This window comes from Rhodococcus sp. (in: high G+C Gram-positive bacteria) (assembly GCF_049286785.1).
In the GTDB taxonomy this organism is placed as follows: domain Bacteria; phylum Actinomycetota; class Actinomycetes; order Mycobacteriales; family Mycobacteriaceae; genus Rhodococcus_F.
Genome location: NZ_JBAQEO010000491.1, coordinates 1 through 14,935, shown reverse-complemented (window position 1 = coordinate 14,935; position 14,935 = coordinate 1). Strand labels below are relative to the sequence as shown.

General features: G+C 67.2%; 13 protein-coding genes. 4 read left to right on the top strand and 9 right to left on the bottom strand.

Annotated elements, in window-relative coordinates; translation table 11 throughout:
- Nucleotides 1-212 precede the first annotated feature (212 nt).
- The 3 genes from WAW17_RS17555 (at nt 213) to WAW17_RS17545 (ending at nt 2,486) form a co-directional block, all read left to right on the top strand.
- Nucleotides 213-893 (top strand): ammonium transporter, encoded by a 681-nt coding sequence (locus WAW17_RS17555; RefSeq protein ID WP_422334214.1) that lies wholly within the window; start codon nt 213-215, stop codon nt 891-893.
- Between the two features lie 118 nt (nt 894-1,011).
- Entirely contained in the window at nt 1,012-1,770 is a 759-nt protein-coding gene (locus WAW17_RS17550; protein WP_422334213.1) for a hypothetical protein, read from the top strand.
- Nucleotides 1,767-2,486, top strand: coding sequence for a hypothetical protein (locus tag WAW17_RS17545; RefSeq protein WP_422334212.1), 720 nt, complete (start codon nt 1,767-1,769; stop codon nt 2,484-2,486). The genes WAW17_RS17550 and WAW17_RS17545 overlap by 4 nt, the downstream gene beginning before the upstream one ends.
- A gap of 16 nt (nt 2,487-2,502) precedes the next feature.
- On the opposite strand, the gene WAW17_RS17540 is transcribed toward WAW17_RS17545, so the two are convergent.
- From WAW17_RS17540 to WAW17_RS17500, 9 genes are all read right to left on the bottom strand, one after another.
- Nucleotides 2,503-4,074: an MDR family MFS transporter gene (locus WAW17_RS17540; RefSeq protein ID WP_422334211.1), complete on the bottom strand. Its 1,572-nt coding sequence runs from the start codon at nt 4,072-4,074 to the stop codon at nt 2,503-2,505.
- On the bottom strand, nt 4,071-4,703 hold the full coding sequence (locus tag WAW17_RS17535) for a TetR family transcriptional regulator (protein WP_422334210.1): 633 nt from the start codon (nt 4,701-4,703) through the stop codon (nt 4,071-4,073). The genes WAW17_RS17540 and WAW17_RS17535 overlap by 4 nt, the downstream gene beginning before the upstream one ends.
- Nucleotides 4,704-4,831: 128 nt before the next feature.
- A complete protein-coding gene (locus WAW17_RS17530) occupies nt 4,832-6,142 on the bottom strand; it encodes a S1 family peptidase (protein ID WP_422334209.1) in 1,311 nt (436 codons plus the stop codon).
- A gap of 251 nt (nt 6,143-6,393) precedes the next feature.
- The gene (locus WAW17_RS17525) at nt 6,394-6,993 is read right to left on the bottom strand and encodes an SOUL family heme-binding protein (RefSeq protein WP_422334208.1); all 600 of its coding nucleotides are present in this window, start codon (nt 6,991-6,993) and stop codon (nt 6,394-6,396) included.
- A 123-nt stretch (nt 6,994-7,116) separates the two neighbouring features.
- On the bottom strand, nt 7,117-7,845 hold the full coding sequence (locus tag WAW17_RS17520) for a hypothetical protein (protein ID WP_422334207.1): 729 nt from the start codon (nt 7,843-7,845) through the stop codon (nt 7,117-7,119).
- Nucleotides 7,846-8,357: 512 nt separating this feature from the next.
- Nucleotides 8,358-10,364, bottom strand: coding sequence for an acetoacetate--CoA ligase (locus WAW17_RS17515; RefSeq protein ID WP_422334206.1), 2,007 nt, complete (start codon nt 10,362-10,364; stop codon nt 8,358-8,360).
- A complete protein-coding gene (locus WAW17_RS17510; RefSeq protein WP_422334205.1) occupies nt 10,354-11,277 on the bottom strand; it encodes a VOC family protein in 924 nt (307 codons plus the stop codon). The genes WAW17_RS17515 and WAW17_RS17510 overlap by 11 nt, the downstream gene beginning before the upstream one ends.
- A gap of 26 nt (nt 11,278-11,303) precedes the next feature.
- Complete coding sequence (locus tag WAW17_RS17505; RefSeq protein WP_422334204.1) at nt 11,304-12,170, bottom strand: fumarylacetoacetate hydrolase family protein; 867 nt, start codon at nt 12,168-12,170, stop codon at nt 11,304-11,306.
- Nucleotides 12,171-12,198: 28 nt separating this feature from the next.
- Nucleotides 12,199-13,980 (bottom strand): FAD-dependent monooxygenase, encoded by a 1,782-nt coding sequence (locus WAW17_RS17500; RefSeq protein ID WP_422334203.1) that lies wholly within the window; start codon nt 13,978-13,980, stop codon nt 12,199-12,201.
- 184 nt (nt 13,981-14,164) lie between these two features.
- Here WAW17_RS17500 and WAW17_RS17495 point away from each other — a divergent pair, with 184 nt between their 5' ends.
- A complete protein-coding gene (locus WAW17_RS17495) occupies nt 14,165-14,866 on the top strand; it encodes a GntR family transcriptional regulator (RefSeq protein WP_422334202.1) in 702 nt (233 codons plus the stop codon).
- The last annotated feature ends 69 nt before the right edge of the window (nt 14,867-14,935 follow it).

The following is a 14,935-nucleotide window of genomic DNA, read 5'->3' as shown; positions in this document are numbered from 1 at the left end:
GGGTTCATCCCCGTTTGTGGACAACTTTGTGGATGGAAGTTCGGGTGCCTACGGTTCGTTGCGTGCGCTCCGCCGCCTTTCTCTTGATTCCAATACTTGAACTCACTCTTGATTCGCAAAACTATTTTTAGCAAGGCGTCCCTTATTCGAATCCGGTTCGGCGCACCAGTTACCGTCGTTAACGAATGGGTGTGAATATCTGAGGGGATTGAATGAAGCTGCGTCGATTCGTCACAATTTCGGCCTTGTTGGTCGGTGCCCTTGCGGCGGGATCCACGGTGGCCGGTGCGCAACCGGCCGAATCGCGCGACGAGATCGCATACGAGTCTCATATCGAGGACCGGACGGTGGTCACGACCATCGACGCGGGTGCCTTCGCGGTGGCATCGGACGGTGAATCCGTCGAACTTCGGGACTCCGAAGGTGCACCGGTACTCTCCCTTCCGCTCGCATATCGCCTCGACGATCTGCAGTTCCCCTTCGATGAAGAGATCACCGACGAGGGCAGGACTCTCCGGTTGACACCGAAGGTCGAGAAGGCCGATGCAACGCCGATCTCCGAGGCTGATCGTCTCGACGACGACCTCGCCCTGCACGATGTCGCCTCGGTGGAGGAGAACACGCGGGCGCAGACGAACTTCGCGCAGCAGCTCGGCATGGCTACCGCGGTCGGAGGCCTGGCGGGCACCGTCATCGGTGGAACCATCGGTCTCGTCGGCCTGCTGGCCGGTCCGGTCGCCTTGGCTACCGTCCCGACGTTCGCGGCAGTGGGCGCCATCGCGGGAACGGTGATCGTCGGCGGTCCGATGCTGGTCATCGCCGGAATCCAGCTGGCCGAGACGCTGAACGCCGCTCCCGGCACCACCATGTGGGCCAAGCAGAGCACCAACTGACCCGGGCTGCTGACCGCTCGGCAGTGAGGCTGGTCACACCGGCGTGCCTGGCACGCCGGCATCCCGTTTTCTCAGGTTAGCCTTCGCTCGATAATTCCTGCGTGCGAAATGGATCTCGATGAACCCTGGACGGTGTGCTGTCACAGCCCTGCTCGTCGCTGTTGCGATGACCTTCGGTGCGGGCACGTCCCACGCCGAACCCGGCGGTGTCCCGTCGGACCCCCCGTCCAGCACGGGTCAGGCGCTTCCTGGCATCAACTACCAGGCCGCCCGTGACGGCGACGCCGCAGTGGTGACCATCGATGCCGGGTCCTTCTCCCTCGCCGGCCACGACAACGCGGTCGATCTCGTCGATACGACTGGTGCCGTGGTTGCGAGCATCCCGACCTTCTTCCGCCTCGACGACCTGCAGCACCCCTTCGAGATCGCAGTCGACGAGACGGCCCGCGTCCTGCGCCTGGTACCGAACATGGATCCGGCGGCGGCCACCCCCGTCCCTGTCGCGGAGCGGCTGACTCCTGCCGACGTCGCCGCACCTCGGGACAAGGAAGAGCGGGACGAGGCCGCGCTCGACGACTTCCAGCAGCAGCTCGGAGTCACCACGGCCATCACCGCCATCGTTGCCACCATCATCGGTGGAGCCATCGGGTGTGCGATCGGCATCATCCCGGGAAGCGCCGGGCTGGTGGTTCCATTCCTCGGTCTCGCCAGTCCCGTTGCGGGATGCATCGCCGGGGCGCTGCTGGTTGCTCCCGTTGCGACACTGGCCGGCACCATCCTCGTCGGCGGCGGGGCGCTGGTAGTGCTGGGCATTCAGTACTTCAACACGATCAACAGCCCGTTCGTGGAGCCGGGCAGCCCGGCGCCTACGGCATGAACGGACGCGCAGAACGGACCTGGCGGTCTCCCGTCGTCGCCGCGCTTGTCGTGATCGCGGCGCTCGGTATCTCGGCCGGGACCGCGCACGCTGCACCGTCGGCGCAACCGAGCGCCGCAACCGACATCGGGTACGAGGCGCATGCCGACGGCGGATCGGTGGTCACGTCGATCGACAGTGGGGCGTTCCGGATCACGGATACGGGGGACGCCGTCGAGGTCCTGGACGATCACGGGAAGGTGGTTGCGGCCCTCCCTCTCACCATTCGCTGGGGTGAGAACGTCTATCCCATCGACGTCGATCTCGTGGACCGGACGTTGACGCTCACACCCCAGGTGCCTGCCGAGGTGGTGACGGCGCTGAGGTCGGTCGCGACATCGCCGGAGTCCGTGGCGGACGAGGGATTCGAGACACAGAAGGAGCGAGATGACGCGGCACTCGCCCGGTTCAGCAGCTATCTCAGATACGCCACGATGATCGGAGGACTCGTCGCCGGTGTGGTTCTCGGGGTATTCGGTCTCGCTGTGGGGTGCGGACTTCTGGCGCTCACAGTGGTCGGGACGCCGGTGGGCTGCCTGGGTGGACTTGTGGCCGGATTCGGCGCCGGGAGCGTGCTCGGCACGATCTTCGTGGGTGGCCCCGCGCTGGTCATCCTGGGCATCCAGTACCTGATCACCGTCAACACTCCGTTCGTGGCGGCCGCGCCCGCTCCCTGACCGCGGTGGGGAGCGACTACGGCGCAGGCGGTGTTTCCATTGTCTCGGTGGGCCTTGCTCGTTCGATCGTGGTGGCCAAGGGCTTTTCGACCACGAAGCACAAGACGATCGCACCCACGATCGTCAGCGGTGCCATGTACAGGAAGATCGGTGCCAGCGCTTCGTTGTAGGACTCGACGATCGGCAGTCGGATGCTGTCGGGAAGAGCCGTCACCACGCTCGGGGTGAGTGAGTGTGCATCACCCACGCCCGAGCCGGCTCCGGCCGGAAGCCGGGATGCCAGCAGGTCGGCCAGCCGGGATGCGAAGACGCTGCCGACCACAGCGGAGCCGAGACTGGCACCGATCTGTCGGAAGTAATTGTTGGACGCGGTGGCGGTGCCGACTTCTTCGATCGGGAACGAGTTCTGCACGATCAGCACCAGCAACTGCAGGATGCCTCCCAGTCCCGCACCCAGCACGCCGATGTAACAGCAGATCAGCCAGACCGGGGTCCCCACTTTCATGCTCGAGAGCAGAACCAGCGCCACAGTCACGAGGACCGAGCCGACAATCGGCGAGAGCTTGTACCTGCCCGTCGTGGACACCAACTGTCCGATGACGGTGGAGGTGACGAGCATCAGACCCATCATCGGGATCATCAGCAGTCCGGCTTTCGTCGCGCTCGCCCCGGTGACCATCTGCAGATACGTCGGCAGATAGCCGAGCACACCGAACATCGCGATGCCCGTGAGCAGCCCGGCGAAGGTGGTGAGGTTGAAGTTGCGGTCCGCGAACAGATGCAGCGGCATGACCGGTTCGGCGGCCCGCCGCTCGATGACGACGAACAGCACGGACGTGACCAGGCTGAGAGCGATCAGGCCGAGGATGGTCGGGGACGACCACTCGTACCGGGATCCGCCCCAGGTGGCCACCAGGACGATCCCGGTGGTGGCGACACCGAGCGTCGCCATGCCCGCGGTGTCGATTCGTGCGCGGACCTGCTCACGTTTCGGAAGGCGGAGGAACAATGCCGCGGCGAGCATCGCGAGCGCACCGATCGGCAGGTTGATCCAGAACACCCAGCGCCAGCCGGGTCCCTCGGTGAACCAGCCGCCGAGTAGCGGCCCGGCCACGGACGCGAACGCGAACACCCCGCCCATGATGCCCATGTACTTGCCACGCTCACGGGCCGGAACGACATCGGCGATGGCGGCTTGCGCCAAGATCATCAGACCGCCGCCGCCGAGGCCCTGAATCACGCGGCCCGCGATCAGCCAGGTCATGTTCCCGGCGAGTGCGCCCACCACGGACCCGACCAGGAAGATGCTGATGGCGATGAGGAGCAGGTTCTTGCGTCCGAACAGGTCGCCCAGCTTGCCGTAGACCGGCATCGTGATCGTCGACGCGAGAATGAAAGCGGTGATCACCCAGAGCATCTGGTCGACACCGTGCAGTTCACCGACAATTGTCGGCAGGGCGGGGCTCAGGACCGTCTGGTTCAGTGATACCAGCAGCATCGTCAGCATGAGCCCGCCGAAGAGGAGACTGACCCGGGTGCCGTTCTGTTCGGATCTAGCGACCGATGCCGGCGTGGTGCTGGTGCTCAATACGTGCTCCTGGTGACTACTTTGAACAGTGCTGTGGCGCGGCGCAGGATGAGGGTCTCGTCCGACGTCGGGGAGGCGGCGAGCATGGTGCGCATCGATGTTCGCAGCACCGATCCTGCTGCGGCCACGATCATCTGGGCGGCGTCGGCGACGTCGAAGCCCTGCTCGGCCAGCTGCAGGCGTGTGCCGGCGGAAAGCCGGTCGGCCACGAGAGCCGCGACGATCTGCTGAACGCCCTCCATATGCTCCATGCGCTTGCGGATCAGCTCCGGATGCCGGCGCGTCAACTCCGCACGGCGATCGCGCGACGCGCCACTGCTCGTCCGGAAGACCTGGAAGAGGACGAAGGTGACCTTCTCGACGAGGTCGTCGTCGTCGTCGATTGTGAACGCTGCGGCGATCTCCTCGCCGATCGAGGGGGTTCGCAACCCCAGGACCGCGTCCTCCTTCGTCGGGAAGTAGTTGAAGAAGGTGCGCGGAGAGACTCCGGCCTTGTCGGCGATGGCGTCGACCGTCACGTCCGCCAGCCGTTCGTGTTCGAGCGCGGCAGTGGCCGCGGCCTCGTGGAGCGCGGTCCAGGTCTGCTCGCGTTTCCGTTCGCGCAGTGAAGGTCTCAATTCGGCTGTCATCGCTGTCCCCCGATAGAAGTATGAAATGTACAGTAGCGCAAAAATGCGGTACTGCAATGTTTTTTCGGGCGACCCGGCGTACGACAACGGCCCGCCTCCGGTCGGGGGCGGGCCGTTGAGCTGTGGGTTTACGAGGTGCGGATCCGCAGACCCGGATTGTCGCCGAGCACAGCGTTGATCGGGGTGGCGAACAGTTCCGGACTCTCACCGATCACGAAGGTGGCTACGTCGGCGATCTGGCACAGCGGGTACTGGCCCACATTCGAGGCGCTGGAAATACCCAGTGCACGGGTGCCGGTGACGATCGTTCCGCCGCTGTCTCCCTGCAGAGCGCAGATGCTGGTCGAGAAGCTGTCGGACAGAACGCGCTCGCCCACTTCCACCGTCTGGCCGACGGACTTGACCAGTCCGCAGGTGAATCCGGTGGTCAGGCCCGACTTGCAGACGGGAGCGCCCACGACGGGGTCGGCCGTTCCGGTGATGGAGAGGGGGGCCGCTCCGGGAACCCGGACGCCGTTGTTCTCGAACCGGTGGGCGGCGCCGTCGTCTGCGCGGATCAGCGCGTAGTCGTGGAAATCGAGGCTGGTCTTGGCAAAGGTGCCCAGCCGCGGTCCCGTGCCACCTCGTGCCAACGCGAAGGCCTCCGACGCCTCGGAGCTGCCGGCCGCGGCGCGATTCGGATCGCAATGCCCGGCGGTGATGTTCACCGGGCGACCGGAGTTGTCGGTGGCGTTGAATCCGAGTGAGCAGCGCAGTCCGATGCCGTCGCCGAGTGAGCCGTAGGCGTCGCCACCCATCAGGGCATCCGCGGGCATGACCTCGGCGATGGGTGCCAGATCGGTGGACGGCTGCGGTGCCAGGGTGGCCGGCGACTCGACGACGCGAGCGCCCCGCAGGAAGTCGGGGAGCTGCAACCCGCCGGCATCGTCGGCGCGGAGCACCAGGCCGTTACCCACGATGTCGATGGTTACGCCACGGATCAGATCCGCCACCGCGGGAGGCTGCGTGTCCAGCCAGCGGTCGAGCGACTCGAGCTGCGCCTTCAGGTTGCCCTCGCTCTGGGCCACATCCTTGACCTGGAAGCCGGCGTCGCTCGCGGCCTCCACGGCCGCGTCCTTCTCCGCGCCCTCGGCGAGTCCGACGATCGGGTTGCCCGCCTCGTCCAGCCATGTACCGGCGAAGACCTCGGGAAACTGGATACGCGCGATCTCGGCGAACTCGGCGAGCTTCTGGCCCAGCTCCGAATGCTCCAGATACTGATCCGGGCTGAGCTTCAGATCACGCTGCAGCGCGTCGACCAGTTCGGCCGGCAACTTCGCTGCCTGATCGGAGACTCCCGGCTCGACCGGGTCGGCTTGCGCGACCGTGGTCAACGGGCCGAGGAACAGCAACGCGGCCGAGCCGAATACCGCGGCACGACGTGCGACAGAGCTTCGCATGGAGGCCTTTCTATGTTGTTTGTTCGCACCAGCCTGCACAGGCGCATGCGAATGCGTCCCCCGACAGGAAGGGCGTACACAGTCGGGGTCGACTATATGGGTTCGACCCCCCGAATCACACCTGAAAGCGCGCCGAGGCGGGTCCCGTTCGGGTCACTTCCCAGACAAAGGGGACAAGGCTCCCGTACCGGGCACACGCCCGCAACCGAAGTGCTGGAGCTGGAAGCGTTCTGTGTGTCTGTCGCAATTCTTCACCGGACAGAACTAGCCGCGCGAGCCGCTACCGGGACCACCACCTCATTGCGACGGAGGAACGGGATGGTCCAGGGCGGATCGTAGAACCAGGCGACGGGTTCGCCGTTCGGGACCCACGCGGTGTTCTCCAATACGCGCAGCAGTTCGGCGGTACGCGCAGCGACCGCCCCGTGGCTGCGGTCGCCGGTGAAACGCAGCGCCGCCACCGTCTCGCCATGGACCTCCACGAGTTCCACGTTCTGGTCCTTGGGAGTGGGCAGAGCGTCCATCGTCCATTGCGACGGCATGTAGAACCGGACGACCCACGAGTCGCCCGGACCGCCGGCCTGGGATACCGGCGAGGTCATCGCAATCTTCGACTTACTCACGTTGGCGCCGAAAATATAGCCGGCCAGGCGCCGGAATCCTGCGTTACGGGCACTCTCCTCGTCCCCGGGCACCGTGGTCTCGGCAGCGATACGCGGACCGTACCGGCGGATCTCGAGGCCATGAGTCTTCTCCTGGACGTCATAGCGAGGCTCTTCGGTGCCGCTCCGAATTCCTACCAGCGAGCCAAAGCCCTTCGCCACATCGGTCACCATCGTCACCAACTGCATCTCGGCCTCCTGTCGGATTGCTTCGCCGTGAACTTTCACGGTAGGCCCGGAGGGTGGCGACGCCGCGCGCGTTCAGCCGCATTGCCAACGGATTGGCATGATGCCGGGTGAAGGCAGCTGGCTTCAGATATGGGGGGTATCTGCGGATACGTGGGTTTCACGCGATCCGACTCCACCATCGTGTGGCCGGCCAGGAGCCGACCGGCGAAACTCAGTCGCAAGCAGGCGCAACGCCATTCGACGGATGAGAGAGCTGAAGGGACCAATGAGCAGCCAGTAGCGCCTGAACCGGCGGCGGCTCTTGTCGTCGGTGATGGCGACTCGTGTTTCCATCGTCAGGATTGACGAGTCGTTCCCGTAGGGATCGATCCTGAGGCTGGTCGCGATCTTGGCGAAACCGGGCTCATCGAAGCTCGTGAACTGCTCTGGGGTGGTCGGTGCCTGGGTGGAGGCCGCGACCGCCTTCCAGGGGCGGCCCACCTGGCCGAGGACCATCTCCGCACCCGGGGTCTCGCCGAGCAGCATCCAACCCAGACCAACCATGTCCTCGAGCCGGAACGTACGTCGGGATGCGTCGAGGGTGGTTGTCGTCCCGCGTCCCCTCAGAGTGCCTACCACACGCTGTGGCAGTCCCCGGATGCCGAGCAGGGCCCGAATCAGTGGGGCCTGAAAGAGGTCCAGCTCGCGAGCGGCCAGGTAGCACTGGGCAGGCGGTGCCCGGAAGACGTCGGCGTGCACGACGGCGACGTCGCATGTTGGCAGGAACTGATCGATGAGCAGTTGAGAGTCAGCCTCCTTGAAGGCTGCACCGGCAGAGCTCTGTTCAGGCGGTTGTGCGGGTGGCGCACTCATCAGGGGATCTCCTTGGGCTCGGCGGTCGTGCGCAGGTCCACTCCTTTGGCGTCGATGCCGAGCGGACCGGTGCTGAACAGGTCGAGACTCGGCATGCTGTCCTGCCAGCGTGAGAATCTCCGCGATGTGTCCGGCGATCTCCGCGGTGGCACCGTGTTTGCTGGCATACCCAACGAGAATCAATATCTCCGTCTCCTCCTGTACCAGCGTGGCTCCTCTGGACAGGGGCATCACAGGGCCGAAGGTCCCCCCGCGTCGGTGATGGCCCTGACATTCGTGCGCTCAACCGCGGGAGCGGCCATGCTTGATCGACGGGTCCGCCGTCCCGACCGCGGAATGGCCAGGGTTGGGGGCGAAAGCGCCGACGAGGGCAAGTCAGCAAGAAGCACCGCGAGTTCGACAGCTGACCGAAGACACCGCGCAGGTTCACCAGTTGCGGCTCGACCGCTTCGGCGATCGCGGGTTGCTGTTTGTCGCGCCGGTCGGATCGCTGGCGGGACCCAGGCTGCCGGTCACGAGGTGCGCTCGATTCCGCGAGGAATGTCAGCGTGCAGGGCCGCCTTCCGTTGGGCTGCGATCGGGACGAACTGCGCGAGCGCGTCAGCGTCGTCGAGAGCGGCCGGGTTGGCGACGCTGGACAGTGCGGCGCCCTGGAGGACTCGCTTGACGGGGACCTCGAGCCGTTTGCCGGTCATGGTGTGGGGCAGGGCGGGCACGGCGATGACGTCGTCGGGCACGTGGCGGGGGGAGACCTCGGACCGGATCCGGCCGCGGATCCGGTCGACGAGCTCGGGGGCGAGGTCGTGTCCGTCGGCGAGCACCACGAAGAGGGGCATCCAATAGCCGCCGTCGGATTCCTCGACGCCGACGACGACTGAGTCCGCGACTTCCTCGAGCTGGTCGACGACTTCGTAGATCTCGGCGCTGCCCATGCGGACTCCGTACCGGTTCATGGTGGCGTCGGAGCGGCCGTGGACGATGACGCCGCCGCGGGTGGTTACGGTGACCCAGTCGCCGTGGCGCCACACGTCGGGGTAGGTGGAGAAGTAGGCGTCGCGGTAGCGGGCTCCGTCGGGGTCGTTCCAGAAGTACAGCGGCATGGACGGCATCGGGCGGGTGACGACCAGCTCGCCGACCTCGTCGGTGACGGGTCGTCCGTGCCCGTCCCAGGCTTCGAGGGCCACTCCGAGCAACCGGGCCTGCATCTCGCCGGGGTACGAGGGGAGGGTGGGTACCCCGCCGGCGAACCCGGAGACGATGTCGGTGCCGCCGCTGGCGGCGGCGAGCACGGTCGTGGGCAGGGTGTTGTGGATCCACTGGGCGGTGCCGGCGGGCAGTGGTGAGCCGGTGCTGCCGAGGCCGGTCAGCTGGAGGTCGTAGGCCGTGCCGAGGTGGGTGCCGTCCTTGTGGGCGGAAATCAGGTAGGCGGCGCTGGTGCCCAGGAAGGTCAGCTGCTCGTCGGCGGCCAGCTGCCACAGGGCTCCGGGGTGTGGCCATCCGGGGCTGCCGTCGTAGAGCACGATCGTTGCGCCGAGGAGCAGGCCGGAGACCTGGATGTTCCACATCATCCAGCTGGTGCTGGTGTACCAGCTGAAGCGGGAGGAGGCGTCAAGGTCGAGGTGGAGCCCGAGGAACTTGAGGTGCTCGAGGGTGACGCCGCCGTGGCCGTGCACGATGCCCTTGGGTCGGCCGGTGGTGCCGCTGGAGTACAGCACCCACAGCGACTGGTCGAACGGCACCGGGGTCGTCTCGAGCAGGTGGTCGCCCTGGGTGAGGGTGTCGAAGTGCTCGGTGCCGGTTGGTTGGCTGCCGCCGATGTGCGGCACCCACACGATGGTCCGCACCGAGGGCAGGAGTCGCCGGAGTTCGTCGTTCTGGGCGGAGCGGTCGTGCTCCTTGCCGGCGTAGCGGTAGCCGTCGGCGATGAACAGCACGGTGGGTTCGAGCTGGCCGAGGCGGTCGGCGGCGCCGTCGGGCGAGTACTCCTGTGAGCAGGCAGACCAGGTGGCACCGACCGCGGCCGTGGCGAGGAACGCGACGACGGTGGCGGTGATGTTCGGGAGGTAGCCGACAACACGGTCACCCGGGCCGATGCCCTCGGTCCGGAGCCAGTGCGCGAGGGAGGCGACCTGGTCGCGGAGCTCGTCGCGGGTCACCTCGTGCCGGTGCCCGCCTTCGGAGACGGCGACGATCGCGGTCTGGTCGCCGGTGTGGCGCAGCGCCTGGTCGGCGTAGTTGAGCGTGGCGCCGGGGAACCACACCGCGCCCGGCATCGCGTCGTCGGCCAGCACTCGCGTTGCCTGCCGGCGGAAGCGAACGTCGTAGTAGTCGGCGATCGCCTGCCAGAACTCTTCGAGTTCGGTGGTCGACCAGCGCCAGAGCTCCTCGTAGCCGTCGAACTCACCGCGTCCTTCGGCGGCCAGCCACCGCCCGAACGCGCTGATCTGTGTTCGGGCGGCGGCTTCCGGCGTCGGGGTCCACGCCGGCACGGGGGCGGGTGCGGGGTCATCAACCGGCATTGTGGGCCCCGGTCATCATCGCGGCGACGTCCTCGGGCATGAGGAATGACGGTGGCGGGGGAGGGCCCCAGTTGAACAGGCCCTTCACGCCTTCCCAGGTGCCGGGCTCCCAGAGCGCGTCGTCAACGATGCAGTCGATGTCGGAGTAGTACTCGGAGAAGTTGCCGGCCGGGTCCTTGAGGTACCAGAAGAAGTTGGATCCGACGTGGTGGCGTCCCAGGCCCCAGACGTGCCGCTCGGGGTTCTCCTCGAGCATCGCCATCGCGCCGCGACCGATCTCGTCGATGTCCTCGACCTGCCACGCGGTGTGGTGCAGGAAGTTCACCGGCGCCTGCTGGACCAGCACGTTGTGGTGGTCGGTCGAGCAGCGCATGAACGCGGCGATGGACGGGACGACATCGCTGACCTTGAACCCGATGCCCTCGGTGAAGAACCGCTGGGTCGCGGCCTGATCGGTGGACCCGATGACCACGTGACCGAGCTTGCGCGGGGTCACCCGGCCCTCGCGCACGATGCCCGGCGCCCGCACGTTGGCGCGGTCGATCCGACCGGGCCCGTTGTACGGCGTGGGCTCGGTGCGCTGCTGCTCGATGGGTGGCGCCACCGAGATCACGGCGCGGAAGCCGGCGATCGGCTCCTCTGTGACCAGCGCGTCGGCGGTCCGCTCGACCGGCAGGTCCAGGTTGCGGAGCTGACGCTCGATGCGGTCGAGGTCGTGGGGGTCCTCCGCGCCGATGCCGATCTCGACGAGGCGTCTGTGGGGTGCGTGGGCGAGCTTGAACTGCTCGCCGCCGTCGGTGGTGGCGAACGCGTTTCCGCCGAGCGGCGTGAGACCGAAGTCGGTGTAGTAGGCGGCGGTCTCCTCGACATCGGGGACGCCGACGGTGATCGAGGTGAGGCGGTGCAGAGCCATGGTGCTCTCTCCTTCCCTGTCAGGTCTCAGGAGGCGGATGCGGTGGTATGCGGCGTGCCGGGCACACATCGCTGACGGAGCGTGCCGATGCCCTCGATCCAGGTGACGACCTCCTCGCCGGGGACAAGGAACCGCTTCGGGTTCCGTCCGCCGCCTACACCGCTGGGCGTGCCGGTGAAGATCAGGTCGCCCGGTTGCAGCGGCAGGACCGCGGAGAGCCGCTCGATGAGGACCGGGACCGAGAAGATCAGGCCGCTGGTGCGGGCCTTCTGGACCTGCTCCCCGTTGATGCTGCAGCCGATCTCCAGGTCTCCGGGGTCCGACAGCTCGTCGAGGGTGACGACGACTGGACCGATCGGCGCGAAGCCGGGGAACGACTTGCCGAGGCTGAACTGCGGTGCGGGCGCGACGAGTTGCCGCGTGCGCTCGGAATAGTCCTGCCCGACGGTCAGGCCGGCGACGTAGTCCCACGCGTCGGCCGCGGCGACGTGGTGGGCCTCGCGGCCGATGACGACGACCAACTCGGCCTCCCAGTCGACGGTGTCACCCGGTAGGGCGAGGTCGCCGTACGGACCGGTGATCGAGGTGCGGAACTTGGTGAAGACCGGCGGTTCGACCGGAAAGTCGAACCCGCTCTCGGTGGCGTGCTCGCGGTAGTTCAGACCGATCGCGAACACCTGACCGGGCTCAGGGACCGGCGCACCGAGAGAAGTCTCGTCGAAGGGCTGACCGGCGGGCAGGGTGGCCGACGCGGCCCAGGCGGTGAAGTCGGGCCACTGGCTGTAGATGGCCGACGGGTGGGGGCCGAACTGGCCCCGGCTGGCCTCTTCGACGTCGACGGCACCGGTGTCGGTGACCAGGACGAGCCGTCCGGCGAGGTTGGCGATACGCATTGGGGATTCTCCTCGTTGGGATCTGGGGTCAGCGGAGCTCGGTCGAGAGCACCTGGGACAGGGCGTCCTCGAGCGCGGCGTGCGGGTCCGCGACGCCGTCGATCGAGCGGAACGCGACGTACCGGTCGGGGCGCACCAGGATGGCGCCGGTGGAGGAGATGCCGCGGTTCTTCAACCAGGCGCAGCGCACGTCGACGAAGTCGGAGTCGAGGACGCCGACGGTACCGGCGACCAGCGGGAGGTCGATCTCGGCTGCGAGCTTGTCGGCGGCCTCGACCCAGGCGTGGCCCTCCTCGCCGGCGAGGAGCAGGAACTTGCCGCCGTGGACGAGGGTGCCGAGCGGGATCCGCTCGCCCTGACGCTCCACGAACGCGTGCGGCATCGGGTGGCCCGGCTTGGTGCTGGGCTCGTAGAGGCGGACCGGGTCGAGCGGCACGTACTCCGGGCTCCCGTCCGACACGATGGCGGTGGAGTCGTAGCGGTAGCCGAACTCGACGTTGTGGTGGCGGAACTCCATGGTCTGCGAGCCGATCGCCCGGTTGAGGGCGTGCCGCTTGGCCGCCGACTCCGGGACGTCATGCCACAGCGGGGCGAGCTCGGCCCAGTTCTCCTCCGGGGTCTTCTCGGGCGACAGGTTGAGGGCCTGGTCGATCGTGAAGTGGTTCATCGCGTTGGCGATCGCGTTGTCGATGTTGTTCTGGTCGACGGGCTTGCGCTCGGCCTCGTAAGTGGACAGCAGGCCGTCGCCGGCGCGGCCGCCCAGGACGGCGGCCAGCTTCCAGCTCAGGTTGTAGACGTCGTGGATCGCCGAGGTCAGGCCCAGGCCGCCCGTCGGGGGGTGACGGTGCGCGGCGTCGCCGGCGAAGAACACCCGGCCCTCACGGAACTTGTCCGCGATGACACCCTCCATCACCCACTGGCTGATCCGGTGCACCGTCGGCACGAGCTCGGGCGGAAGGCCGAGCGTGGCGCGCATGCGAGCGAGGACCTTCTCCTCCTGCATGGCGTCCGGGTCGTCGGTGGCGTACTGCATGTGGAAGACCCACTCCTCCGATGCCGGGCCCCAGTGGTCGGGCCCCATCGGGACGAGCACCCCGCTCCACGAGCCGCCGAAGTCGGGGTTGACCAGCCAGCGGATCAGCACGTCGTCGTCGGTGGCCCACGGCGAGAGGTCCGCGGTCATGTGGATCGACACCATCTTCATGATGTCCCGCGGGCCGTTCATCTCCACCCCGACGAGCTTGCCGACCGTCCGGCCGCCGTCGGCAGCGATCAGGTACTGCGAGCGCACCTGGTAGGTCGTGTCGGCGTCCTTGTCCCGGACGGTCGCGGTCACGCCGTCAGCGTCCTGGACCAGATCGATGAGCTCGTGGTTGAACCGGACCCCACCTGGGTTCAGCTTCTCGGCGTGCTCCTTCAGGACTGGCTCGAGCCGGATTTGCGGCAGGTTGCAGGTACGGCAGGGACTCGCCGCCACGTAGTCGGGATCGGTGTAGCTGCCGCCCCACGCCTCGAGCTCGCCCAGCTTGCGGCCGTAGCCGTCGTGGGCGCCGGCCAGGCCGGCATACCAACCGGTCGCCCGCATGTTGGCCGCAGGGGTGCTGCGCTTGTAGATCTCGGGAGCCACACCCACCTCGGTGAAGATCTCCATCGCGCGCTGATTGAGCACGTGGGCCTTCGGCAGCGTCGAGGTGGTCGGCAGGGCGTTCACCAGCAGCGAGTCGACGCCGAGGTTGGACAGCGCCATCGATGCGGTGAGACCGGCGCCACCGCCGCCCACGATGAGAACGGGAACCTGGATGTCAGTCATGGAATGTCTCCTTTATCGGGACGGACGGTGAGTAGGCGAGAGGGTGTTGACGGTCCGGCGCTGCGGTCCTGCCAGGTGTATCGCGTAGATCACAGTGTGCGCCAGGTCTCATCGATGTGTCAACGAAAAATCGATTTTATTTGTCCGTACCGATATTTCTGTTCGGTTCCCGTAGACTGACCGCATGACAAGCGCTCCCGCGAAGCCCACCCGCGTCCAGGAGGTCTACGACCGCATCCGCGCCAGCCTCCTCGGCGGCGAGCTGGCGCCTGGGAGCAAGCTCAAGATGAACGACTTCACCGAGCAGTACGGCGTGAGCCTCTCCGTCGTCCGGGAGGCCGTGATCCGACTGGCCGGCGAGGGCCTCGTCGAGGCGACACCCCAGCGCGGCTTCGCTGTCGCGACGCTCACGATCGACGACCTGCAGGACCTGACGCGCACCCGTGTTCTGATCGAGACCATGGCACTCGCGGAGTCGATCAAGAACGGCGACCTGGCCTGGGAGGGTTCGGTCATTGCCACGCACCATGCGCTGGCCCACACGCCCATGATGACCCGCGAAGGGCACGTCGACCCGGCCTTCACCATCGTCCACCGCGACTTCCACCACACCCTGCTCGTCGGCTGCGGCAGCTCACGGCTCGCGGCTATCGCCACCGGCCTGCGCGACTGTGCGGAGCTTTACCAGCACTGGTCCCAGGAGTTCGCCCGCGACGCCACCCGCGACCTCGCCGCCGAGCACAAGACCATCGCCGAGCTCACTGTCGCACGCGACGAAGCAGGCGCGACCCAGGCACTGCGCGAGCACATCGAACGCACCACCGACGCCCTCGTCCGCTACGCCGAGCAACTCGACGGTAGGGACGACGAGCGCGCCCTCGCCTGAGCGAAGCACCCGGCACCACCTGCCGACACTCGTCATCGGGCCACCCCAGACCGATCCTCACGGACGCGG

Coding starts and splice junctions, on each gene's coding strand:
- WAW17_RS17500 (WP_422334203.1), bottom strand. CDS start 13,980: ATGACTGACATCCAGGTTCCCGTTCTCATCGTGGGCGGCGGTGGCGCC.
- WAW17_RS17535 (WP_422334210.1), bottom strand. CDS start 4,703: ATGACAGCCGAATTGAGACCTTCACTGCGCGAACGGAAACGCGAGCAG.
- WAW17_RS17550 (WP_422334213.1), top strand. CDS start 1,012: ATGAACCCTGGACGGTGTGCTGTCACAGCCCTGCTCGTCGCTGTTGCG.
- WAW17_RS17505 (WP_422334204.1), bottom strand. CDS start 12,170: ATGCGTATCGCCAACCTCGCCGGACGGCTCGTCCTGGTCACCGACACC.
- WAW17_RS17510 (WP_422334205.1), bottom strand. CDS start 11,277: ATGGCTCTGCACCGCCTCACCTCGATCACCGTCGGCGTCCCCGATGTC.
- WAW17_RS17495 (WP_422334202.1), top strand. CDS start 14,165: ATGACAAGCGCTCCCGCGAAGCCCACCCGCGTCCAGGAGGTCTACGAC.
- WAW17_RS17515 (WP_422334206.1), bottom strand. CDS start 10,364: ATGCCGGTTGATGACCCCGCACCCGCCCCCGTGCCGGCGTGGACCCCG.
- WAW17_RS17525 (WP_422334208.1), bottom strand. CDS start 6,993: ATGCAGTTGGTGACGATGGTGACCGATGTGGCGAAGGGCTTTGGCTCG.
- WAW17_RS17545 (WP_422334212.1), top strand. CDS start 1,767: ATGAACGGACGCGCAGAACGGACCTGGCGGTCTCCCGTCGTCGCCGCG.
- WAW17_RS17520 (WP_422334207.1), bottom strand. CDS start 7,845: ATGAGTGCGCCACCCGCACAACCGCCTGAACAGAGCTCTGCCGGTGCA.
- WAW17_RS17555 (WP_422334214.1), top strand. CDS start 213: ATGAAGCTGCGTCGATTCGTCACAATTTCGGCCTTGTTGGTCGGTGCC.
- WAW17_RS17530 (WP_422334209.1), bottom strand. CDS start 6,142: ATGCGAAGCTCTGTCGCACGTCGTGCCGCGGTATTCGGCTCGGCCGCG.